Here is a 20701-nt window from a genome sequence, read left to right as displayed (position 1 = left end):
TCTTCGTTAACCAATAGACCCCAACCAAAAGAATAATAGCTTTCAGAAAAAAATCAAGATACATGCTATTGTGTAAAACTTAATAATCATCGGGTATTGAAAATTTTTTATTGATTAAGCTTTGGATGGCTTGATCGGAACGATATTCAGAAGTAATTCTTTCATATTTACCATTTAAAGCAGCAAATGTGTCTTTAAGAATTTTTACTGCATCTTTATACCCCTGTTCAATCCAAAGATCTATTTTATCGATGCTAAAACGTAGCGGATCTAAATCTGACGAAAACGTCCCAAATGTAGGGCGAATCTCAATGATGTTGACATTTTTCCATTCATGACGATTAAAGTAGCTTCCATGATCCAAATGACATATGATTATGTGCGTACATTGTTCATTCTCTACCAACGGTTTTATTGGTGTGTTTCCCCCTGCATTATCTAAAGAACTTAAACAACCATCTCTATAATTTTTACCATTGACTGTAACGGCATCAAACAGTAGTGGAAGTGCCGCAGATGCCAAAATAATTTTGTACATATCTTCTGTATTTAAAGATTGCACTTTAATATAATCGGTTATACCCGAATGAGATAAGCCTAGAAATCTTAGCGTATCGATCATGTTTCCTGATGATTCAGTAACACCTACATAAAAAGGTAATCCTTTTAGCAGTTTCTCTACAGGTGCATATTTCTCTAAAATATTTTCTGCTGGCTCTGTTGTTAGTACACCTTCTTGACTTCGACATCCTCTCAAGATAGTAGTAGTTGTTTTGACAACCCTATGAACAGGAGCCAAAGGAGAAAAAAATGCTATGACTTCTACGATATTTAAAAAGGCTTTTTTCTTGTCAAATTTCAATGCTTCTGATGAAGCCATATCGTGCCAAATATCTTCAAGCATTTTGGCAACATTTTTGGTATCTTTTTGTGCCGCATACACCGAGCCATTCAATGCTCCTATACTTGTTCCTGCGAGTGCATCTGGTTGTATATTGAGTTCAGACAGCGCTTTGAGGAAGCCTGCTTCATAAGCACCTTTTGCGCCACCACCTGAAAGAACGATGCCCAATTTTGTTTTTTTCATTTCCATGGCTTTATGCTTTCAAATGTTCTTGAAGTGTCACTGTAAGATAATCATTATAAGTGATAAAATTTGCTATATTTGATTTTTTATCAACTTCTTGTAGTGCAACATTTTTTTCATATGAAGTCATAATGCTTACTAAATCAGTTGCTTCTGGGTACCCATTATTTGTGATCATAGTGTTGTAATGTTGCGTACTAATAAACGCTAAAGAGTCTTTCTGAATAGGTTGCAATGTGCTGATTTTTTCTGCTAATTGTTCATAATCCATATAACTGTCTAAATCACATTTTGATTTAAAATGAGTGATAAATTCATTCGCTATGCGTTCTTGAAATTCCTTTTTTTCTTTTTCATTGGTAAGAGAATCATAATACATTCCACCATAGCCACTTTTGATATTATCGAGTGCCGTATATATTTGTAAAGGAAGTGCTAGAGTATCATATTTATTTGCAGTAAGCCTTGAAATTTCTAAATCTAATGCATCCATAGCTTGGGTTCTAATATCAATATTTCTAATATAATCTCTTAAGTAAGAAATTTGCTGCTTGGTGCTTGTTTCAAATTCAAAAAAGACTTCCTTTAACTCAGTAACTCTACTTTTCAATGTTTGATGTTGTGCATAAAATTTGAGAATTTCATCTTGTGTTCTACTAAGTTCACTAGCAACGATACTGATTTTATGGTCAATGCGTGAAATATGCTGATCATGATCTTGTAGCCATTGGCTACAAGCATTAAGTCCTTCAATGAGATTTTCATTAATTAAGTCTTGTCTCTTTTTGGAATTTCCAAATAGTGTATCTGTAGTTCTTTGCAACCAAGATTGTCTTAATTTACTGACTTCATGTAAATCCCTAGCAACGACATTGACACCATTGACAGCATCAAGAATCAGTTTATCGCTAATATAGTTATGTGTTTCTTCTATCTGTTCTAATGTTTCATATTCAACGGGTAGGTTAAACGCTTGTACTATTTTATACTTTTTACTCATGCACGACTCGTTTCTTTTAAAATGCTTTGCACTGTCTCCACTCTTTTTTGGAGTCTTACAGTAATAGCTTGTAAAAGCCGTGCCAACATAATCTCTTTTTGGGTGTCAATTGCATCAGCTTTACGCTTTTCTGCAATAGTAAGCTTTTCTGCTCGATAGTTTTCTATTTCAAAGATCAGATTATCCAATAATTTTTTTGCTTCTACACTAATGGTATTGGTATAAATTGTGTGGCTATTCTCTTGAACACTCTTTGAAATCTTTTCAAAAAGTGCGTGAAGCGCTTTTTCTAAGTCATTTTTACGAATACTTATATTTTCCTCTGTATAGTCTTCCCTTTCGTAGCCCCATTCGTAATCAAAAAAATCAATTGCTCGTGTGATTGACGATCCAAAATAATCTGCTTCAACTTTCCTACTTCTTTGTTCGGATTCTGTATGAATAATCCCATCAAAACCTCTTTTAACATTAAGATCATTGGTTTTGAATACAATATGTGGAAATTCTAGGTTGATGTTGGTTCCTAAATTGGTTTTTATAGCATTAAGTAAATCACCAAGGTTGGAGTTAATCAAATGATTAATATTTTCAATCAACACACCTGACTTCTCAGCAAATTTTTGCTCTATAGCTTCGATAATGTTGAGTGTATGTTGTTGTGAAATTTCTACAATGCTACTTTTAAATTCATGAGCATCTTCTTTAGAATAAAACTTTAGGGTTCCGCTCTCTTTTAGCTCTTTTATACGTTCAGGAAAAGTTTCGGACTTTTGTCGCAATAGACTCGCAAAAAAGTTGTTGTTGTAAAGATTTACTTTTTTATCCTTCTCTTTATTTTCTAAAAGGAGCTTGTCTTCTTGTTGATCAAAAATAGCCATAATTGTGTGTGAGGCATTGTTAAGTTCATGTTCTAGCAATGCATTGAGTTCACTTTTGATCTCTTTTAAGTGGGTATCGACTTCGTGTGTAAGATGTTGAGAGATTTCTTTCATCTTTTCAATATCATTTTTCAAGGTCTCGATATCGTGTTTTAGCTTTTCAATAGTCTCGCTAAGGGCATTTTCTTGTACTTTAAAACTATTTTGGAGTTCGTTGGTAATTTGTGCCAGTTTATTTAACGTACCTTTAATCGAATGAAGCGAAGCTTTGACATGTGCGTTAGCGATAACCGCTTTTAGCGGTGTTTCAAACAAAGAATCTTTCCATACTTCATGACATGCTTCTTTGACTTCTTCTCTATCATCGATATATTTTTTCCATCTTGGTCCGATAACGGTTTCTCCAAAATCTTCAATCCATGGTAATAATAAATCTAACGTTTTATTTTTTTCAAGTTCAATCAGTCCTAATTGTGCGAAAAAAGCTCTTTTCGCAGATATTGGGAAGACATGATCTTTGCTAATATTGCCATCTAACTTATTTTCAGCAATATTATGCTTTATTTTTTCTGGATCTGCTTCGTCTTTTTTTACATTATCAAGTTGATTGCCAAAAACAAACATATTTTCTTTACCCACAAAATCAACCGTTTGACTAAAGCGTTCTCGAAGCTCTCCGCTTTCCTGACTGCTTATTTGTGGGTAGTTGATGACTAAAACAACAGATGATGCTTTTTTTAATTGTGCTGTTAGAATTTCGTTGAGATATTCTGAGTGTTGATACTCATTGGTTCCAGGTGTATCTAAAAGAGATAATTTCGCATGAGAAATGGCTTCTTGATCTTTTAGGTACTTAAATTCTACTTCAATACGAGGGAGTTGATCAACATTTTCAAACTCTTTAAAAGGGGGTTGTAGGTCTAATTCTTTTGCGGCTCTCATCATATCGTTTAGAGTCTTTAAAAACTCAAAAATACGTTTTTCTCCTTGGTAAGTTGCTAAAAATGCAAAATCTGACTTTATAGTATTTTGTATAAATTCTTTACCTTCATCCGTCTTTAAAAAATTGCTTTTTATATCTTCATGTAGCTTTTGTTTTATAGCAGTCAGTAACATTTTCAATGGTTCTATTTTAGGGAGTTTCAAAATAGGTTCAATCTGTCCCAACGCATGCGTAATAAGGGTTGGCAATGTTGTCATAGCTTCTGTTCGATGGGGTAGGACTTCTTTCCCTACAATAGCGTTGATTGTTGTTGATTTGCCCGCTTTGACAGTTCCTACAACGGCAATAACATATTCTAAATGATTGAGTTTTAGTTTTTCATTGTTCAAAACTTCTTTATACAATGCTTCGAGTTCTTGGGTTTTTGGAAGAATGGTTTGAGTTTCTTCTAAAATTTTCAATGTTTCATTTTGAATGCGAGTTATATTTTTGCTATGCATACTATGCCTTTAAAAAACTTGTATAGTCTATACGATGAAAGTATTAGAACATAAATGGTGTTAAGAAAAATTAAAATCTTTATGTTTTTACACACAAAGTTGAAATAGAATGTTTCTATTCATGATGCACCTCTGAATCTGTGCCTTCAATGTCATCTTCTTCTAACGCTTTTTCATCTTCTTTTTCTTCAAAATACTCTTCAACACATTGATTGATGCCATCGAAAAATCGCTCAGACTTTTCACTCAAGTCATCTAGTAATTCACACCCTTTAAAAATTGCTTCTTGGGCTTTTTCACAGTTCTCATCGCTCTCAAAGTATTTTTTAATGCCATAACCTGTTGCAGCAAGAGCAACACCTCCAATAAGTAAAGGTAACATAACATCCTCCTATAAACAATTTTATTTATAGAAGAATGCCTCAAGCATATGACAGGTTATGTCGTTTTTAAATACTCTTGTAGAATGATTGATAATTTTTCTTGTAAATAACTTGGGGATTGTATTTTGATGTAGGGTATCCAGTATTTGACAATACGTAGTATCTCATCATCGTAGGAGACATTCGTAGAAAGGATGAGGTTAGAAGGTGTTTGTTCTAAAATTTTCTTATTAGGCAATGTTTCTTTGCGTAAAAAATATTCCATTGCTTCTTGTTTAATCTCCAAAATGACTTCTATCGTTTGGTTTGAGAACCAATTGGTATCATTTTTAGCGATGAGTTCTAAAAACGCTTTGTTAGGAGTAAACTCTTCTTGAAAATCCCACTCCATCTGTTTAATTTTTGAGAATGTATAGTTTTTAAGTTGATCATTTTCATCTGCTAGAAGATACCATATTCCATTGTTATTAACTAACTTATAGGGGTTAACTTTTCGTTGTTTTTCTTTGTATTGAAAAACAATGGGGCTGTGACGAACTATTGCTCCACTGATTTGCTCAAAGATATCTCGCTTATTAGAAATATCTTCAAATCCTTGGTGTTTAACCAAATAAGAGGTATTTAATTTGATCGATAGCAAATCACTCATAAACTTTTGATCCAAGGCAGGATATAACGATTGAATGCCACTAAGAATTGCAAAATTTTGTATATCTCGCATCGTTAATTTACCAAGTGCATAGCTTGCAAGAGAATAATAGCCATTATTCTTTTCTATCGGTAGAGATATTAATCTCTCATGTAGATCACGTTGTATAGTCCTAATATCTACGTTAAATTCTTCAATCAACTCTTGCTGTGTAAAACGCTCGCCATTGTTAAGTTTAGAAATAATTTGTGCTAATCTCGCAGCAATCTTATCATGTGCTTTTTTCAACATACTGGTATCTCTTTTTAGTCTTTTTTTACAGATAATTACATCACAATTTTATAACTCACATTCCTACCCGCCGTCCCTTCAATCTGCTCAATACACCCAAACTCCAATAATTCTGCAATATCCCTTGATGCTGTGGTTGAAGCAGTATCGGCAATGCTCATGTATTTTTTCTTACTCAAATTCCCTTTGAAATTTTCTATCCCTATATCTAAAATGAAGTTCAATACTTTGATCTGTCTAGCATTCAATGGTTGCTCTCTATGCTTATCCCAAAACTGTGTTTTAAACACAATATGATTGAGTTTGCTCTTGGCATCCAATAGGGCTTGATAGAGGGTAGTTAAAAACCACTCGCACCACAGTGTAATGTCAAGGTGATTATCTTTTTTTTGAATATACCCCGTTGTATTTTCAAGGGCTGTATAGTAAGCTTTTCTATGCTCATTAATTGTACTTGACATCGAGTAAAGCCGTGATATTTTAGAATTTTCAATATTGGAGAGCACTAAATCGGTAATAGCTCGTGTGATCCTTCCATTACCATCGTCAAAAGGGTGAATAATAACAAACCATAGATGAGCAATACAAGCTTTAATAAGGCTTGGTTTTTCACTATTAAACCACTCTAAGAAACGTTGCATCTCTTGTTCTAGTCTATCACGAGGCGGTGCTTCATAATAGACAATTTCTTTGCCCATTGAGCCACCAACGATTTGCATCGTCTCTTCACCTCTCAAAGAAGCCGTATTGATTTTACGTAAGCCACTGTACCCTTTAGGAAAGAGTGCATTGTGCCATCCAAAGAGTCTCTCTAAGGTTAAGGCTTTATCATAGTTGGTATTGGCATCAATAAGGATTGAAACAAGATTATCTGTTGAATCAATAATCTTTTTATCGTCAATCTCTCTCAATCCAAATTTTTTAGCGATGGATGCTTTAACGCTATCTCTATTGAGTATCTCTCCTTCAATGGCAGCAGTACTCAATGTTTCATTGAGCAAGGCATCACATTGCCGTTGAAGAATAGTATCTTGGCTGAGTGTTTGCGAAAGTGCTAGTAGATAGCCTTGCTCCATGGCAATTTTTTGAAGTAAATATTCTAGCTTTTCAAATTGATAGGTAAAGTGTGGATAGTTTTCGTATTGCCAGATCCATCGTTTCATGGTAGTTCTTCCAAATTGGTATGATTAGACGGCATAATCATACCATAAATGGTGTGCTTTAGTGCTGTTATCCGTTTTGCGTCCAGTCGAATTCCAACTGGCGTGCCGTTTTTTCGGCTAAATCGTTATCGACAAGGCGACGCACCAAATGCAAGCTCATATCGATGCCCGCAGAGATACCCGCAGATGTGACGATATGCCCTTCATCGACCCATCGGACATTTTCGACGACGTTCGTGTTGGGAAACATCGCTTTTAAATCATCGATGTCTTCCCAATGCGTGGTCGCTTTTTTCCCTTCAAGCAATCCCGCATGGGCTAATAAAAAAGCACCCGTGCAAACGGAAGCACTGAGTTTCGTCGTCGGTACGACGGTTTGAATCCACTCGCGCAACGCTTGGCTTTTGAGTTCTTCGTCCACGACGCCGCCGGGAATCAAGAGCGCATCGAGTTTCGGGTGGTTCTCGATCGTAAAATCGGGAGCAATAACCAATCCCGCGCGTGCGCGAATCGCCGCTTTCGTACGTGCGATCGTGACGACTTCAAAAGGAGCGTTTGTGCCTTTTTCATGCTTTAAAAACACGCGCGTCGCCGTCGTAAAAACCTCAAACGGTCCGGCAAAATCGAGCACTTCGACCTGATCGAAGATATAAATGCCTATACGTAACATACCGGTTTTCTCCTTTTATTGTTACTTGCGAGATGCTTCAACGTCGTTGTGTAAGAAAAGAGACGCCTTCTCTTTTCTTACATGTAAAGATTACAAGGTGATTTTCGTACCTAAAACCTCTAAAAATTTGGCGATCCATTGCGGATGGGCGGGCCAAGCGGGTGCTGTGACGAGATTGCCGTCGACTGCGGCTTCGGTTACTTCGATGGACGCGTACGTGCCTCCCGCTTTGGTAACTTCAGGAGCGCACGCGGGATACGCCGAGCAACTTTTTCCGCCCAAAACATCGGCGGCGGCTAAGAGTTGCGCACCGTGGCAGATCGCGGCGATGGGTTTATTGGATGCGGCAAAATGACGCACGAGTTCCAAGACGTTTGCATCGAGCCGTAGGTATTCGGGTGCTCTGCCTCCTGGAATGACCAAAGCGTCAAAATCGGCGGCATGGATCGCATCAAACGTACCGTTAAGGGTAAAGTTGTGACCGGGTTTTTCGCTGTAGGTTTGGTCTCCCTCAAAATCATGCACGGCGGTACGCACGAATTCGCCCGCTTTCTTGTGAGGGCAAACGGCGGTAACGTGATGACCTACGGCCGCTAATGCTTGGAAAGGCACCATAATCTCGTAGTCCTCTACGAAATCTCCGACGATAAACAAAATCTTCTTTGCCATGATGTCTCCTTTAAAGTGATAGTGATTAGATTATAACCAATTTTTATCAATGAAAAGATTTTATTTGCCGTTTAATCCAAAATAACCTTCATTGCTCTATTTTTTCAAGGTGCGTCATTTGTTTGGATTTTACTTCCCGATGCACGTTGGTTACGGGTGTGACATGTGCGTCTCGACCGTAGCGAAAACTTTGTTCTTCGACAATGATCTTGTAAGCTTTATCGAGCGTTAGCGCACGGGGGAGAGAGGGTAAAAGTAGGTACGATATATCGTTTTGCAAGCGTTTGATCGCCTCTTTTTTGAGCTTCCAAAATGCGTCTAGGCGCACGTCTTGGTTTTCGAGCTTGGCGAGCAACTCTTTTTGAACGTTCGCTTCGTCTTTTTCCCATCCTTTGACGAAAAACTTCTCCATAATCTCGCGATTGTCTCTAAATTCGTCGCCGGCGTTGTTGTTTTTGAGGTAGCGGACGTACTCGCTTTCGCCGTTAGGTAGCATACGATCGCGAATATTTTTAAACCCTTTTTGACTCCAATGGTACCACCCGTTTTGATACGTTCCTTTTTCGAATTTTCGTTGAAACACAAAGGTACTATCGGCAATCGCTCCGATATTGCTATGACATCCCATGCAAAAAAGCGTCTCTTCATAACTTTGTGGGCGTAGTTCACCTCGGGCATCTTCGATGAACCCTTGATAGTACCAACCGAGTTTGTTGTTCAGACCCGTTTCGATGTTCCCGACGTACTTGTCGACGTTATCGGGAGAGCTTTCTTTCTCCTTGACCTCTTCCATTCCGGCATTTGAGAGCTGAAAGTAAGGATACCAAAAGAGCTTTTTGGCGTAGCGCAGCTCTTTCATGCGGGGAGCTAAGACGATTTCGCCTTTGGGATTGACGTCGATGTAGCGAACGGAGTGGAGAAATTCCGTATTTTTCGGGTAAAGCCCCGGCGCGATGAGGTAGTCGTTGGACTCCAATAAGGCTTTGGCTTTGCCGACGTAACTCATGCTAAAGTTGGAAAGTTTCATCGCGGTAGCGTCGTACGTCGGTTGTTCCCAGCGAAAGACGATTTCACGTGCGGTATCGAGAATGCCGTTTTGGTTCAAATCGACGCCGTAACGTCTTTCGTCTACGGGGTCGATCGCAAGGCTTTTTTGTTTGATTAACGCTTCGACGATCAAAAGATTGAGCGTGTAAACTTCTTTATTAAACCTTCCGTTTTCGTCTTGCCTAAAAGGCGAATCGAGGCGAATCATCACGTCGTCGGTACTACCGTTTGTCGGCCAAAACGTTCCTAAAAAAGGGTAATAAGCAAACGCCCTCCAACCCGTGTACGCACCGCTTGGGTCTTTATCAAAACCTTCGTGATCGAACGTAAAATAACAATCGGGAATATACCCGTCCCAAACGCCGTTATCGTCGGCGTCCCAAGCCGAAGGGAGATGCGTGAGCTTTTCTTTCAAAATGATTTGACCGTTTCTTCGGTAGTTGTCTTCCCTGACGTAGCGCAAGATTTCTTCATCGGTGATGTTACGCACCGCTTCGCTTCGGTCTAAAAAGAGATTGGTCCACGGGTTTTTCAGTGCGGAAGAAGGAAAGTCGTAAGCAAGTTGTAAATCGTCGTCGTAAAGCGTGTAATTGGGAATTTTATTTTTAATATGGCAACTAAAACAGGGGTTGTGCAGGATATTTTTGTGGTGTTCGTCCTCGGTTTTTGTGTAACACTGGCTTGTAATATACGCCGTTTCGTTGACAAGGTGCGTGTTTTTTAGATCGACCTCGTCGGCAGTCAGTAGAAGTGCGCAAAAAGTGCTTAAAAAAAGAGATGGTTTTAGCATCGTGTCGCTCTTGTATTGGGATGGCTTCATTATAAAGTGCAAGGGTTTCGATTTGATTACGTCTTTGAGACTGTAAAATGTCACACGTTTGTAATAGAGCCGTAATGAATTGATTTTAAGATTACGCAGTAGACTTTAATTACGATTGAAAGGAAAAAACTATGGCTTACACCGTTTTAAAAAGCGTTACCGGTGCGGCGTTGCTCGGCTTGGTTTTCACGGCCTGTAGCACGACTCAACCCTCCGTCTCGTCGCAATCCTTGAACGATGTTGCGTTCAAATCCGTCGACGCACCGATTAGCGATGCGCAAAAAAGGCAAATCCTAACCTCCGAAGAGGTGACGATTAACGGCAAAAGTTATAAAATCGGTTGGCATACGATTGCTCGAACAGGTCAAGTTTTACCGAGTTTAGACGGCAAAACAACCGAGATTTTCGGTCAAATCAAAAATGAAGCGGGTGTGCCGATCAACCACAAAGACGGAAGCCCTTTCGTCTGTAAAACGAGTAAAGACGGTTCAGGCCCCGATCATACGACCTTGCATGAACGCAACGGACAATTGTACGCGATTACCCAATTTGAATGCGGACCGGGCGCGATGTACATTTCCAGACTCGAAAAAACGGCTGAGGGCGGGTTAAAAGCCGTTGCAACCAGCCTGATTTCCCAAGCAGATTATTACGGCGGTTGGGTTCACTGTGCAGGTATGAAAACGCCGTGGGGAAGCCATCTCGGTAGCGAAGAGTATGAACCTAACGCGAGAGCTTTAGCTAAAGACGAATACTACTTTAACTTCACGCTCTACTTTAAAGAAGGCGAAAAAGCACTCAATCCTTACTACTGGGGTTGGATGCCCGAAGTGACCATCACCAGCGACAAAGGCGACACGAAATACGTCAAGCACTATGCGATGGGACGCTTTGCGCATGAGTTAGGTTACGTTATGCCCGATGAAAAAACCGTCTACCTAACCGATGACGGCGTGAACGGCGCATTGTTTATGTTTATTGCCGATCAGCCCAAAGATCTTAGTGCCGGAACGCTTTATTCGGCAAAGTTGGAACAAAAAAGCGATCGCAACGGAGGTGCTTTTAACCTTACGTGGATCAATCTTGGACATGCAAGCGACGCCCAAATCAGAAGTTACGTCGATAAAAAGCTCTCCATCGACGCTATGTTTGAAGTCGCCAAAGACATGAACGGCAAATGTCCGGCGGATTTTCGTTCCGTCAATACTTCATGGGGTTTTGAATGTTTGAAACTCAAAGAAGGTATGGAAATAGCCGCTTCACGCCTCGAAGCGCGACGTTACGCGGCATACCTCGGTGTGACGACGGAGTTCAATAAAAAAGAGGGCATTACGTTCAATCCAAAAACCAATCAGCTCTATATCGCGATTAGCCGCGTACTTTACGGGATGGAAGACTACAAAAAAAGCGGTGAAGCAAGCGATAAGTACGACCAAGGCGGCGGAAATCACATCAAACTTCCGCGTAACGACTGCGGCGGGGTTTACCGTTTAGATATTGCCTCCGGACAAAAAGACGCAAACGGTGCGCCGCTTGCGAGTGCGATGGTCGCGACGACTTTTGTCGGCGAAGTGATGGGCGAAATGAAGACCTATCCTAAAGGGAGCGATTACGAGGGCAATAAATGCTCCGTCGACGCGATTGCCGAGCCGGACAATCTGACGTTTATCAAAAACTCCAACCTTCTCATTATCGGAGAAGATACGAATCTACGCCAAATCGATTACATGTGGGCGTATAACGTCGAAACGAAGAAGCTAACGCGTATTTTTACAACCCCTTACGGTTCTGAAACGACCTCTCCGTTTTGGTACCCTAACATCGGTGGGAACGCTTATTTGACTGCGGTCGTGCAACATCCTTACGGCGAGAGCGATAAAGACAAAAAAAGCTCGCCGCAAGACATTGAGTCGTGGGTCGGCGTCGTAGGACCGTTCCCGGCGTTTGAATAAGATCCGAAGCCTCGGGGAGTCGTTTCCCTGAGGCTTGAAAAGGTATGTTTTTTGCTTGCTTTTAACGAAGAACAAGGAGCACATCATGGACAGCCGACTTTTCGAGATTGACCCGTACGCGGGTGCAAGTTATGCACTTTACACTTCCGTCAAAGGCGAAGATGCAAGCTTTGAAGACTTTTTATTGCACTACGATTCGACGGGTGCGAACAAAGGCGATAACGCGTGGCTAAGCCGTCTTGCGGTCGAAAAAACGACGCAGGCTTTCAGTACTCCTGAAGTTTGGGAAGCCATGCATGCATTGGGCATAAGCGGACTTGATTTTGGTACGTCTATGACCTATTTTGATTCACAGGTGTATGCGGCAAAAATGCAACTGATGGAAGCGTTTAGCAAACGTGACGATTACGCTCAAATGAAACCGCTTTTACAACAACTGCTCTCTTAACGGCAAACGTAAGCGATCATATCCGATTCGATCGTTCTAAGCGGAGGCGCGATCCAAGGAGAAGGATTGTCGGTATTGATGTCGCGTACGGATTTGACACTTTTCCCGAGCAAGCGAATCACTTTTCCCGCGCAATTGATTTCGACGATACCGTAGTCAAACGAGCTTGCACCCACGCGTTTATAAATCACTTGAAAATTAGTAGCTTTCTTGCTTTCTTCAAGGACGTAATATTTATAAATATCTTGATACGCCGTTCTAGGCACCTCGACTTCTTTCGTCTTAGGCGCGGCATAGGCGTTGAGAAGAAAGAAAATAGTCATCATTAGACATAAACGTTTCATAGTTTTTCCTTGATGTTTTTAGCAATGATTCTAGCAAAACCTTTCGTAAAATACGATAGCAAAACGGCACGCTTTAAATTTCTCTCTTTTTCGGTACAATTATAAGCGAATCTCAAAAAATGCCATAAGGTCATGTGATGAATAGGGATGTATCGAGCGCAACGGTGTTGCAAGACAAAGTCAAACTTCTCAGTCGCGAGCTTCACGTCGTGCAGCAAAGCCTTATCGAGCAATTTTACATCGACCCTTTGACGCGTCTTCCCAATCTGTACCAATTGCGCCATGATCTTGAAGAGGCGACGCGCTTTACGTTAATCATCGCAAATATTGATAATTTCAAGCTTTTAAACGATTTTTACGGTTTTGTCGTGGGCGATTTTATCTTGGAGTCGTTTGCAAAAACACTGAAAAGCGAGCTAGGCGATACGCGCGTTTACCGCATCGCCGGAGACGAATTTGCGATCTTGCTTTCGGAAAAAATGAATTTTTACACGCTGAAAGCCTACGTTAGCCAATTGTGTAAAAAACTGACGCACATCAAGTATGCGTACGCACAAACGGAAATTTACGTCGATTCGACTTTATCTTCCAGCGCAAGCGAGAGCAACGACGATATTTTTTCCAAAGTCAGCATGGCGCAAAAGTTTGCCAAAAAAAAGCAACTCAAATACTGGATTTTCGAAGACTCGATGCCGTTTGCGCAAGAGTACGAAAATAACCTCAAATACGCGACCAAAGTGCGCAAAGCCATCGTTGATTGCTCGGGCATTGTTCCTTATTTTCAGCCGATTATCGACAACGAAACGGGCATTGTAGTTAAGTTCGAGTCGCTTTCGCGTATGATTGATGAAGAGGGCATTATTCACACGCCGCACAACTTCATTCCCGTTGCCAAAATGATCAAAGTTTACGACAAAATTACGACGACGATCATCGAAAAAACATTTGAGATTTTCGAGCACAATAGTTATGACTTTAGCATCAACCTCTCGTTTGAAGACATCGTCAATCAAGACATTTACGATTTTATTATTCAAAAACTTCACGATTCTCGTATGGGAGAGCGTTTGACCTTCGAACTTTTAGAATCGGAAAGAGTGAACGATTATAATAAAGTCGTCCATTTTTTCAACGAGATCAAACGCTACGGTGCCAAAGTCGCCATCGACGATTTTGGAAGCGGGTTTTCCAACTTTTCGTACATCATCAAACTCAATCCCGATTTTATCAAGATCGACGGAAGCCTCATCAAAGACATCGACAAAGACAAAAATGCCCAAATCGTCGTCGAAACCATCGTCGCGTTTTCCAAAAAAATGGGCATTAAAACGGTCGCGGAGTTTGTGCACTCTAGCACGGTTCTCTCCACCGTTAAACAGCTCGGCATCGACTATTCGCAAGGCTATTTCATCGATATGCCGTCCCCTCAAATCAACCCGTAAAATCGTGACATGTAAGCCCTAAGCAACCTCGCTATCCCACACAATACTCACACCGTATTCGGGATCGGGGATAACGTATTTAAAATACTCTCCCGTGCCTTTTCGCCCATGCAACCGCACCGCGATCTGCCCTTCTTTTAAAAGCTGTTTCATCTCATACTCACTCAAACTTCGTTTATTCCAGCGCAAAAAGGTGTTCGAGTAAACCCGAAACCGACACGTTGCCTCACTGCTAAACACATAATCATCGTTGATGTCCCGCTCTTTTTTCGCATGCTCACACGCATAAAGGTTGACCTTTTGACCTTGAATGGTCAGCTTTTGCGAGATGACCGAACCACCGCAATACGGACATTTGCCAAGAACCATCACACACCTCAGTTTTGATTTATGAGGTTATGGTAGCAAAGTGAGAAAAGAGGGGTTGAAAATATTTCAGAATGAAAGATAATGCACAAAAAACTCTTTTTTTGCTACAATAGAAGCACTAAAAAGAGGAAGCGGCATATGACCAAAGAGTTGATTTTAGACTATCTCAAAACGCACAAACCTTTCTTACAAGAGCAGTTTAATGTCAAAAAAATAGGGCTTTTTGGAAGTTACGCCAAAGAGCAACAAACCCCACAAAGCGACATCGACATCATCGTCGATATGCCCTCTAGTTTTGACAACTACTATGCGCTTAAAGAACTTCTCGAAAAAGAGTTGGGAGCGAAAGTCGATTTGGGGCTTGAAAAGTCCATTCGCAATCTCATCAAAGAGAAAATCGCCCACGAAGTGCTTTATGTCTAACCGCGATATAAGCCTCTACATCGTCGATATTTTCATTGCTATTGATAAAATTTCCCGCTTTACATGTAAGATTCAAAACGGCACTGAACTGCTCTCTCATGAAATGGCATGGGATGCGTGCATCAGAGAACTTGAGCTCATCGGCGAAGCTACCAAAGCACTGTTAAACAGTGGACTTCTAAAAAGTGAATACCGTCGCATCGTCGATTTTCGTAACCAAATCAATCATGGCTATTTTGGCATTGATGAAGAGATCGTTTGGGAAGTAATAACGCACAAATTGCCTGAATATCAAAAAGAGTTAATTTTTCTTGTTACGACAGAAAAGATTATGCTTGAAAACGCCATCGCACACGCTAAAGTAGAGAATGTGAAGAACGAGCAGGTTTTGAGATTCTTAACGAATTTTGAAGTTTAGGATATAAAATAGAACTTGCAGAGATCAAGAAAAAATTGGCAGAGCCTTTAAACACAACATTTTGAATAGCCTTTTTGTCTGTCCGTAATTCTTACATGTAAGAATTACAAAAACCTCTCCACAAAAGCGTCCAAATCTTCATCGCTCATGGCTCCGCTCACGCGCTCAACTTCAACGCCGTCTTTAAAAACGATCAATGTCGGAATCGAGCGGATTTTGAAGCGAGAAGCTAAAAACTGTTCGGCTTCGGTGTCGACTTTAGCGAACAAAACACGAAGCGGGTAGGCGCGGGCGGCTTGTTGGAAGGTGGGGGCGAAGGCTTTGCACGGTCCGCACCACGGCGCCCAAAAGTCGACGATGACGGGTACGTCGGTACTTTCCAAAATCGCATCGATCGTATCGCTTGAGAGGGCGATGGGATGAGGGTCGAGCAAACTCTCTTTGCATTTGCCGCAATTGGCTTTTTTATAGACTTCGAGTTTGGGAACGTTGTTGGTTGCCAAGCAGTTGGGACAGATGACTTTCATCGTTTATCCTTTCGTAGCGTACTCTTTGAGTGCTTGAAGTATTTGGGGTTCTATCGACCATTCTTTACCGTCCACGGACATGGTGGATTCGCGCTTGATGCCGTCCACCGAGCCTTTTGAAACGATAAATGCAAGGTAATTTTCAACCTCTTCAAAGCTAGGTAAAACGTTTACATGTAAGACTTTTTCAAGCTCGGCGATAAAGCCGTATCCACCCCAGTTGGAGACCGAAGCGATCATCGGGTAGTCGCAAGCAATGACGCAATAGTCGTAAAAAAATTCTTTGTTTTTGAGCACTTCGGCGAAGCTTCCCATACCTATTTCGTTACCGCCGTCGCCGATACCGAAACTCGGAGCGGTTTTAGAGCCCAGTTTGAAGAGTTCGTCTACGGGTGCGGTAAACTCCTTAATATCGACGCCGCGCGCATTGAGGTATTTGCCCTCTTTGTTTTGTCCGCAACGTTCGATCGCAAAATGGCATACGGGTTTGTAGGTATGAAGCAAGAGTTCGTATTGCTCTTTAAAAAGTCCCTCAAGAGGAATGTAGAGCGTTTTAAATTCGAAAAAGTAGTCTTCGCAAAAGTGGTCGGTAATGATGACGGGCGTGAAGCCTAAGGTTTGAAACGTTTTTGCAAGAAAATAAGCACCTATGGGCCCGTCCGTTTCGGCGAAGCCCGCAACGTAAAATCCCGTGTAAATAAAAACGACCCCTTTATCGAGTTTCACAAAAGCTTCAACGGCTTTTTGCGTGTGTGCTTGGGGAAATTGCGCTTGAATCTTATCCATATGGCGAGTGGAGTGTTGAAGCGTAATCGCCTCAATCGAAGAAAATGCGTTCATAAAAACCTTTTTATTTTCAAAATCTTATCGTGAAAAATTGTACCTAAAAATTGGGTACAATGCGATTAATCAAGAGCGTTCTTGCAGAACTTTACCCTAAAACGTCAAAGCCTCCCCTACCATCGAGTCGTCCTTGGCGCGATGCCCATGCACCTTGAGTGCTTTTTCTTCGTGAAAAACGAGTTTGACGAGCAGTTTGATGCAAGATTTTGATGCAAAGCCTTTGACCTATTGAGCGTTTGAGGGCAAATTTGTCGGAAAGAAGGAAAGCGATGACTCCTAAAGAATTACGTGCCAAAATCGCAAAAGGCGAATTTTCAAGACCTACGGCGGGTGAATGTCCGGGATACATTCAGATGAATATGGTGGCGTTACCGAGGCAATACGCTGAAGGCTTTGAAGCGTTTGCCAAAGCAAACTCAAAAGCGATTCCCGTTTTAGAGATCGTCAAAGAAGGGCATCATACCAAGATTTTAGCCGACCGTGCCGATCTTTTAACCGAGATTCCCAAGTACAATATTTTACGTGAGGGCGTTTTGGTCGAAACGGTAAGAGACATTACGCCTTATTATACGCCCGATCTGGTTTTTTTCCTGATCGGATGCAGCTTTTCGTTCGAGACGGCACTCATCGAAAACGGTATGCCGCTTCGTCACGTCGACATGCAAAAAAACGTTGCTATGTACAACACCAACGTTCGGCTGACGCCGGTTGAGGGGTTTGAGGGAGAAATGGTCGTGAGCATGCGCCCGATCAAGCGTGAAAAGGTCGCCGACGCGTATGAAGTGACGGGGCACTTTCCGCAAATGCACGGTGCGCCCATTCACTCGGGATCACCGGAAGTCATCGGCATCGGCGATATTACCCGTCCCGATTACGGCGATCCTATCGAGATTAAAGAGGGCGAAGTTCCGCTTTTTTGGCCTTGCGGCGTGACGCCCCAAAACGTGATTACGAAGATGAAACTGCCGTTTGCGATTACGCACGCGCCGGGTCATATGTTCGTGACCGACCGCAAAGACAGCGAATACTACGAATAATTAAGGCACAAACGCTTCTTCGATCGCTTGAAAGCGATAACGTTTCAGCAGATCGGGAAGCATGTGTTCTAACATGTCGATTCCCAAAGGTTCGTTTTTATTGCCGTGAATCAAGATCAAACTTCCGTTTTCGGGACGTTGGTTTTTTGCAATCCACGCATCGGCGGAGAGCGGAATCAAAAAGTAGTGCTCACGCAATGCCCGCATCAAGCGTTCATCGGCAATGAGACCGGGAAAACGGAAAAAAACCGAAGGCGTTACCCCTTTTTCGATCAAGCGTTGTTCGACGTTTAAAATCTCGGCTTGAACGTCGGTACCTTGATGCAACATAAAGTTTTTTCGATCCGGTAAAGCTCGATCGTAAAAATGCGTATGCGTGTGATTGACCCACGTGATGCTAAGATTTGGGTCGTTTCGCAGTGCCTCAAACTCTGCTTCGTGATGCTCCAACCACGCCGAACTGATCGCTACGGCGATCGGTGTTTTGCCGTTTTGCCGCGTTAGCGTACGAAGAAACTCGCTTTCATAGCCTTTTTTGGACGAAGGGCATAAATCCATCGTCAAAAACAGCGTCGCGTCGAGCCTCCTCGACGCATGATCGATACCGCCTTTTTGCCAAAGTGCCGTGGCGGCGTTCAGGGTTTGTGCAAAAGGCGTTTGGGCTAAAGCGCGAGGAGCAATCGGCTCTAGCATGCTTTCGTCCAAGTTCATAAGCTGTGTTTGAAGGGTTTGGGTATTGAGCGTGAGGTAACGTATGCGATCGTTTTGCTCGAAACGACGAATAACCAAAAAAAGGGTTTTGTCTTTCCAAAATTGCCGCGCATCAAGCGTGTAGTTCTCCAGCGCGAAGAGATGAAGTCCCGCGCACAGTACAAGAAAAATCGTTTTGAGCATGTTCGAATCCTTTCAAAAGAATTTTAGCTATTTTTTGAAAAAAAATGATTATAATTTCGTACCTGTATGACACGGCGGTGTTTGAGCTTTCAGACCAAATTGGAAACTTAAGCGATAAGTTCAATGTTTTGACGAGAATAGAGTATGACGGCTAACGAAGCAGTTTTAGAAATGCGTTACAACGGAATTCCCGAAGAAGATATTGAGGCGATTCTTGATGCATGCAAGAAAAAGGGGATTACCCCGCAAAATATAGACCAAGAACTTGAAAAGCGAGGCTTGGATAAAGTCTTCGAATTTGAGTACGATGCAAGCGAAAGTTGGTATGACCAAAATTCTGCCGCTTCCCATAAAGCACCTGCGAAACAAGGGCTTGAAAAGGACAAAAAATAGATGGCAAAGCAGATACGACAGTTGGTTGAAGAGTATTACGACGTGCTCTGGAACGAGAAAAAACTCGATCAAGCACACCGCTTTTTCGACCCTTCGTTTAATTTTAGAGGTTCTTTAGGGATGCGTGTGGATAGCATCAACGGTTTTTGCGATTATGCGAAAATGCTTTTTAGCGCATTTCCCAATTTGTACCATGTCATCGAAGACATCGTCGTTGAGGGCGATAAAGCCGCAGTGAGGCTCGTGTATACGGGCACGCACTCGGGTAAGCTTTTCGGGTTTGAACCCACGGGCAATCGTATTCGGTATTCGGGCGCGTGCTTTTTTAAATTTGAAAACGAAAAGATCGTCGATGCCTGGGTTTTGGGCGACTTAAACGCACTCTACGGACAAATTAACATCGCTAATTCGAACGCAAACGCATAGCGTCTTGATGCGCTTTGAGCGAGTGCAGTACGAGGGTGATTAAAATAATCACGCCTCCGATCAACGTATTGGGATGCGGTTTTTCGTCGATGAAACACCACACCCAAACGGGGGCCAAGACCGGCTCGATAATCGTTAAAAGTGCTACTTCCACGGATGGAAGCACTTTCGTCCCCGTACCGATAAACGCGCGGGACAAAGGTGTTAGCACGCCTCCCATAAAGACGATAATACTCAACGAATAGGTATCGGGCAGAACGATAGGCGTGCTTAAGAGTGCTAAAAGCGATGCCATGAGCGTGCCTGTCCCAAAACACGCCAAGCGGTTGACTTCTTTATCTCTTTCCAAAATAAACAGCATCGAAATAAACGCAAAAACGCATCCGAAAGCGTAAAGATTTCCCTCCATATTGCCTAATCCCAAGTCGTTAAACAGAATAATAAAAAGACCGACAAAGACAAAAAAGATTGCAACAAACGTACGAAGCGGCGTTTTGGTGCGAAACAAGAGAAACGAAAAGAGTGCGCTGATCAACGGACCGGTACTCAAAATAAAAACCGCACTTGCGACGCTGGTATGTTTGATGGCGAGGATAAACAAAAAATTGCTGAGTGCGATGCAAAACGCGCACGCCAGAATCGAAACGACATGTCGGCGATACAGAGCAAAAATCGCCGTTTTGTACTGAAAAAGTAAAACGGTATTGAGGCTTAGAAACATACAAAGACCGAAATAAAACGTGAAATTTTGTGCGCTCACGTGCGTCATTTTGATCAGCGGCGATTCAAAGCTCATCAAAAACATACCTAAAGAGGTAATCCAAAATGCTTTCGTATACGACATCGTGTTATCGGGAAGCTTTGCGAAAATCGAGGTAGAGCTTTTCAAGTTTTGCTCTTGCCCACGGCGTTTTACGGAAAAATTTAAGGCTTGAGGCAATGCTTGGATTGTCGTGAAAACAGTTGACGCGCATCATCTCATCCAGTTTTTCCCAGCCGTAGTGCGATTGGAGCTCTTTAAGCATTGCTTCTAGGGTGATGCCGTGTAAAGGGTTGTTCGGGTGTTGATTCATGGGTTCCTCAAA

24 protein-coding genes are annotated in these 20701 nt (G+C 41.8%); 8 read left to right on the top strand and 16 right to left on the bottom strand.

What is annotated here, in order from left to right:
• Window positions 1-79 precede the first annotated feature (79 nt).
• From UCH003_RS11970 to UCH003_RS11930, 9 genes are all read right to left on the bottom strand, one after another.
• A complete protein-coding gene (locus UCH003_RS11970) occupies window positions 80-1093 on the bottom strand; it encodes a patatin-like phospholipase family protein (RefSeq protein ID WP_060826679.1) in 1014 nt (337 codons plus the stop codon).
• Window positions 1094-1097: 4 nt separating this feature from the next.
• Entirely contained in the window at window positions 1098-2087 is a 990-nt protein-coding gene (locus tag UCH003_RS11965; protein WP_060826678.1) for a hypothetical protein, read from the bottom strand.
• Window positions 2084-4408, bottom strand: coding sequence for a dynamin family protein (locus tag UCH003_RS11960; protein ID WP_060826677.1), 2325 nt, complete (start codon window positions 4406-4408; stop codon window positions 2084-2086). Before UCH003_RS11960 ends, UCH003_RS11965 begins: the two co-directional genes overlap by 4 nt.
• A gap of 115 nt (window positions 4409-4523) precedes the next feature.
• Window positions 4524-4790 (bottom strand): hypothetical protein, encoded by a 267-nt coding sequence (locus UCH003_RS11955; protein ID WP_060826676.1) that lies wholly within the window; start codon window positions 4788-4790, stop codon window positions 4524-4526.
• 56 nt (window positions 4791-4846) lie between these two features.
• Window positions 4847-5731 carry a helix-turn-helix transcriptional regulator gene (locus UCH003_RS11950; RefSeq protein ID WP_060826675.1) on the bottom strand — a complete coding sequence of 295 codons (885 nt, stop codon included), beginning with the start codon at window positions 5729-5731 and terminating at the stop codon, window positions 4847-4849.
• Window positions 5732-5766: 35 nt separating this feature from the next.
• Window positions 5767-6894: a Fic family protein gene (locus UCH003_RS11945; protein ID WP_060826674.1), complete on the bottom strand. Its 1128-nt coding sequence runs from the start codon at window positions 6892-6894 to the stop codon at window positions 5767-5769.
• Between the two features lie 67 nt (window positions 6895-6961).
• Window positions 6962-7564, bottom strand: coding sequence for a DJ-1/PfpI family protein (locus UCH003_RS11940; RefSeq protein WP_060826673.1), 603 nt, complete (start codon window positions 7562-7564; stop codon window positions 6962-6964).
• 90 nt (window positions 7565-7654) lie between these two features.
• Entirely contained in the window at window positions 7655-8233 is a 579-nt protein-coding gene (locus tag UCH003_RS11935; protein ID WP_197653517.1) for a DJ-1/PfpI family protein, read from the bottom strand.
• Between the two features lie 88 nt (window positions 8234-8321).
• On the bottom strand, window positions 8322-10070 hold the full coding sequence (locus UCH003_RS11930) for a hypothetical protein (protein WP_060826671.1): 1749 nt from the start codon (window positions 10068-10070) through the stop codon (window positions 8322-8324).
• Between the two features lie 161 nt (window positions 10071-10231).
• On the opposite strand from UCH003_RS11930, the gene UCH003_RS11925 reads away from it, so the two are divergent.
• On the top strand, window positions 10232-12052 hold the full coding sequence (locus UCH003_RS11925; RefSeq protein ID WP_060826670.1) for a PhoX family protein: 1821 nt from the start codon (window positions 10232-10234) through the stop codon (window positions 12050-12052).
• Between the two features lie 85 nt (window positions 12053-12137).
• Window positions 12138-12500, top strand: a complete 363-nt coding sequence (locus tag UCH003_RS11920) for a hypothetical protein (RefSeq protein ID WP_060826669.1) — start codon at window positions 12138-12140, stop codon at window positions 12498-12500.
• Here the strand turns inward: UCH003_RS11920 and UCH003_RS11915 are convergent.
• Window positions 12497-12844: a hypothetical protein gene (locus UCH003_RS11915; RefSeq protein ID WP_060826668.1), complete on the bottom strand. Its 348-nt coding sequence runs from the start codon at window positions 12842-12844 to the stop codon at window positions 12497-12499. The two genes, UCH003_RS11920 and UCH003_RS11915, sit on opposite strands and share 4 nt — an antisense overlap.
• Window positions 12845-12981: 137 nt before the next feature.
• On the opposite strand from UCH003_RS11915, the gene UCH003_RS11910 reads away from it, so the two are divergent.
• Window positions 12982-14286 (top strand): EAL domain-containing protein, encoded by a 1305-nt coding sequence (locus UCH003_RS11910; protein WP_060826667.1) that lies wholly within the window; start codon window positions 12982-12984, stop codon window positions 14284-14286.
• An 18-nt stretch (window positions 14287-14304) separates the two neighbouring features.
• Here the strand turns inward: UCH003_RS11910 and UCH003_RS11905 are convergent, their stop codons facing one another.
• The gene (locus UCH003_RS11905) at window positions 14305-14655 is read right to left on the bottom strand and encodes a hypothetical protein (RefSeq protein ID WP_060826666.1); all 351 of its coding nucleotides are present in this window, start codon (window positions 14653-14655) and stop codon (window positions 14305-14307) included.
• Between the two features lie 138 nt (window positions 14656-14793).
• On the opposite strand from UCH003_RS11905, the gene UCH003_RS11900 reads away from it, so the two are divergent.
• Entirely contained in the window at window positions 14794-15078 is a 285-nt protein-coding gene (locus UCH003_RS11900) for a nucleotidyltransferase family protein (protein WP_039672102.1), read from the top strand.
• On the top strand, window positions 15071-15496 hold the full coding sequence (locus UCH003_RS11895) for a HepT-like ribonuclease domain-containing protein (protein ID WP_060826665.1): 426 nt from the start codon (window positions 15071-15073) through the stop codon (window positions 15494-15496). The genes UCH003_RS11900 and UCH003_RS11895 overlap by 8 nt, the downstream gene beginning before the upstream one ends.
• A 104-nt stretch (window positions 15497-15600) precedes the next feature.
• On the opposite strand, the gene trxC is transcribed toward UCH003_RS11895, so the two are convergent.
• Window positions 15601-16023, bottom strand: a complete 423-nt coding sequence (trxC, locus tag UCH003_RS11890) for a thioredoxin TrxC (protein ID WP_060826664.1) — start codon at window positions 16021-16023, stop codon at window positions 15601-15603.
• Window positions 16024-16026: 3 nt separating this feature from the next.
• Window positions 16027-16863, bottom strand: coding sequence for a DUF4392 domain-containing protein (locus tag UCH003_RS11885; RefSeq protein WP_060826663.1), 837 nt, complete (start codon window positions 16861-16863; stop codon window positions 16027-16029).
• Window positions 16864-17102: 239 nt separating this feature from the next.
• Here UCH003_RS11885 and UCH003_RS11880 point away from each other — a divergent pair, with 239 nt between their 5' ends.
• Entirely contained in the window at window positions 17103-17903 is an 801-nt protein-coding gene (locus tag UCH003_RS11880) for a putative hydro-lyase (RefSeq protein WP_348622990.1), read from the top strand.
• On the opposite strand, the gene UCH003_RS11875 is transcribed toward UCH003_RS11880, so the two are convergent.
• Window positions 17904-18797 carry a polysaccharide deacetylase family protein gene (locus UCH003_RS11875; protein WP_060826661.1) on the bottom strand — a complete coding sequence of 298 codons (894 nt, stop codon included), beginning with the start codon at window positions 18795-18797 and terminating at the stop codon, window positions 17904-17906.
• Window positions 18798-18941: 144 nt separating this feature from the next.
• On the opposite strand from UCH003_RS11875, the gene UCH003_RS11870 reads away from it, so the two are divergent.
• Window positions 18942-19190 carry a hypothetical protein gene (locus UCH003_RS11870; protein ID WP_060826660.1) on the top strand — a complete coding sequence of 83 codons (249 nt, stop codon included), beginning with the start codon at window positions 18942-18944 and terminating at the stop codon, window positions 19188-19190.
• The gene (locus UCH003_RS11865) at window positions 19191-19616 is read left to right on the top strand and encodes an ester cyclase (RefSeq protein ID WP_039672107.1); all 426 of its coding nucleotides are present in this window, start codon (window positions 19191-19193) and stop codon (window positions 19614-19616) included.
• Here UCH003_RS11865 and UCH003_RS11860 read toward each other — a convergent pair.
• Together UCH003_RS11860 and UCH003_RS11855 are read right to left on the bottom strand one after the other, a co-directional pair.
• Window positions 19594-20505: a DMT family transporter gene (locus tag UCH003_RS11860; protein ID WP_231964778.1), complete on the bottom strand. Its 912-nt coding sequence runs from the start codon at window positions 20503-20505 to the stop codon at window positions 19594-19596. The two genes, UCH003_RS11865 and UCH003_RS11860, sit on opposite strands and share 23 nt — an antisense overlap.
• Window positions 20465-20689, bottom strand: coding sequence for a VF530 family DNA-binding protein (locus UCH003_RS11855; RefSeq protein WP_060826658.1), 225 nt, complete (start codon window positions 20687-20689; stop codon window positions 20465-20467). Before UCH003_RS11855 ends, UCH003_RS11860 begins: the two co-directional genes overlap by 41 nt.
• Between the last annotated feature and the right edge of the window lie 12 nt (window positions 20690-20701).

The organism is Sulfurospirillum cavolei (assembly GCF_001548055.1).
In the GTDB taxonomy this organism is placed as follows: Bacteria; Campylobacterota; Campylobacteria; order Campylobacterales; family Sulfurospirillaceae; genus Sulfurospirillum.
Note: the sequence above shows the minus strand (reverse complement) of the source record. Positions and strands in the feature narration are given on the sequence as shown.

Coding starts and splice junctions, on each gene's coding strand:
- UCH003_RS11970 (WP_060826679.1), bottom strand. CDS start 1,093: ATGGAAATGAAAAAAACAAAATTGGGCATCGTTCTTTCAGGTGGTGGC.
- UCH003_RS11965 (WP_060826678.1), bottom strand. CDS start 2,087: ATGAGTAAAAAGTATAAAATAGTACAAGCGTTTAACCTACCCGTTGAA.
- UCH003_RS11960 (WP_060826677.1), bottom strand. CDS start 4,408: ATGCATAGCAAAAATATAACTCGCATTCAAAATGAAACATTGAAAATT.
- UCH003_RS11955 (WP_060826676.1), bottom strand. CDS start 4,790: ATGTTACCTTTACTTATTGGAGGTGTTGCTCTTGCTGCAACAGGTTAT.
- UCH003_RS11950 (WP_060826675.1), bottom strand. CDS start 5,731: ATGTTGAAAAAAGCACATGATAAGATTGCTGCGAGATTAGCACAAATT.
- UCH003_RS11945 (WP_060826674.1), bottom strand. CDS start 6,894: ATGAAACGATGGATCTGGCAATACGAAAACTATCCACACTTTACCTAT.
- UCH003_RS11940 (WP_060826673.1), bottom strand. CDS start 7,564: ATGTTACGTATAGGCATTTATATCTTCGATCAGGTCGAAGTGCTCGAT.
- UCH003_RS11935 (WP_197653517.1), bottom strand. CDS start 8,233: ATGGCAAAGAAGATTTTGTTTATCGTCGGAGATTTCGTAGAGGACTAC.
- UCH003_RS11930 (WP_060826671.1), bottom strand. CDS start 10,070: ATGCTAAAACCATCTCTTTTTTTAAGCACTTTTTGCGCACTTCTACTG.
- UCH003_RS11925 (WP_060826670.1), top strand. CDS start 10,232: ATGGCTTACACCGTTTTAAAAAGCGTTACCGGTGCGGCGTTGCTCGGC.
- UCH003_RS11920 (WP_060826669.1), top strand. CDS start 12,138: ATGGACAGCCGACTTTTCGAGATTGACCCGTACGCGGGTGCAAGTTAT.
- UCH003_RS11915 (WP_060826668.1), bottom strand. CDS start 12,844: ATGAAACGTTTATGTCTAATGATGACTATTTTCTTTCTTCTCAACGCC.
- UCH003_RS11910 (WP_060826667.1), top strand. CDS start 12,982: ATGAATAGGGATGTATCGAGCGCAACGGTGTTGCAAGACAAAGTCAAA.
- UCH003_RS11905 (WP_060826666.1), bottom strand. CDS start 14,655: ATGGTTCTTGGCAAATGTCCGTATTGCGGTGGTTCGGTCATCTCGCAA.
- UCH003_RS11900 (WP_039672102.1), top strand. CDS start 14,794: ATGACCAAAGAGTTGATTTTAGACTATCTCAAAACGCACAAACCTTTC.
- UCH003_RS11895 (WP_060826665.1), top strand. CDS start 15,071: ATGTCTAACCGCGATATAAGCCTCTACATCGTCGATATTTTCATTGCT.
- trxC (WP_060826664.1), bottom strand. CDS start 16,023: ATGAAAGTCATCTGTCCCAACTGCTTGGCAACCAACAACGTTCCCAAA.
- UCH003_RS11885 (WP_060826663.1), bottom strand. CDS start 16,863: ATGAACGCATTTTCTTCGATTGAGGCGATTACGCTTCAACACTCCACT.
- UCH003_RS11875 (WP_060826661.1), bottom strand. CDS start 18,797: ATGCTCAAAACGATTTTTCTTGTACTGTGCGCGGGACTTCATCTCTTC.
- UCH003_RS11870 (WP_060826660.1), top strand. CDS start 18,942: ATGACGGCTAACGAAGCAGTTTTAGAAATGCGTTACAACGGAATTCCC.
- UCH003_RS11865 (WP_039672107.1), top strand. CDS start 19,191: ATGGCAAAGCAGATACGACAGTTGGTTGAAGAGTATTACGACGTGCTC.
- UCH003_RS11855 (WP_060826658.1), bottom strand. CDS start 20,689: ATGAATCAACACCCGAACAACCCTTTACACGGCATCACCCTAGAAGCA.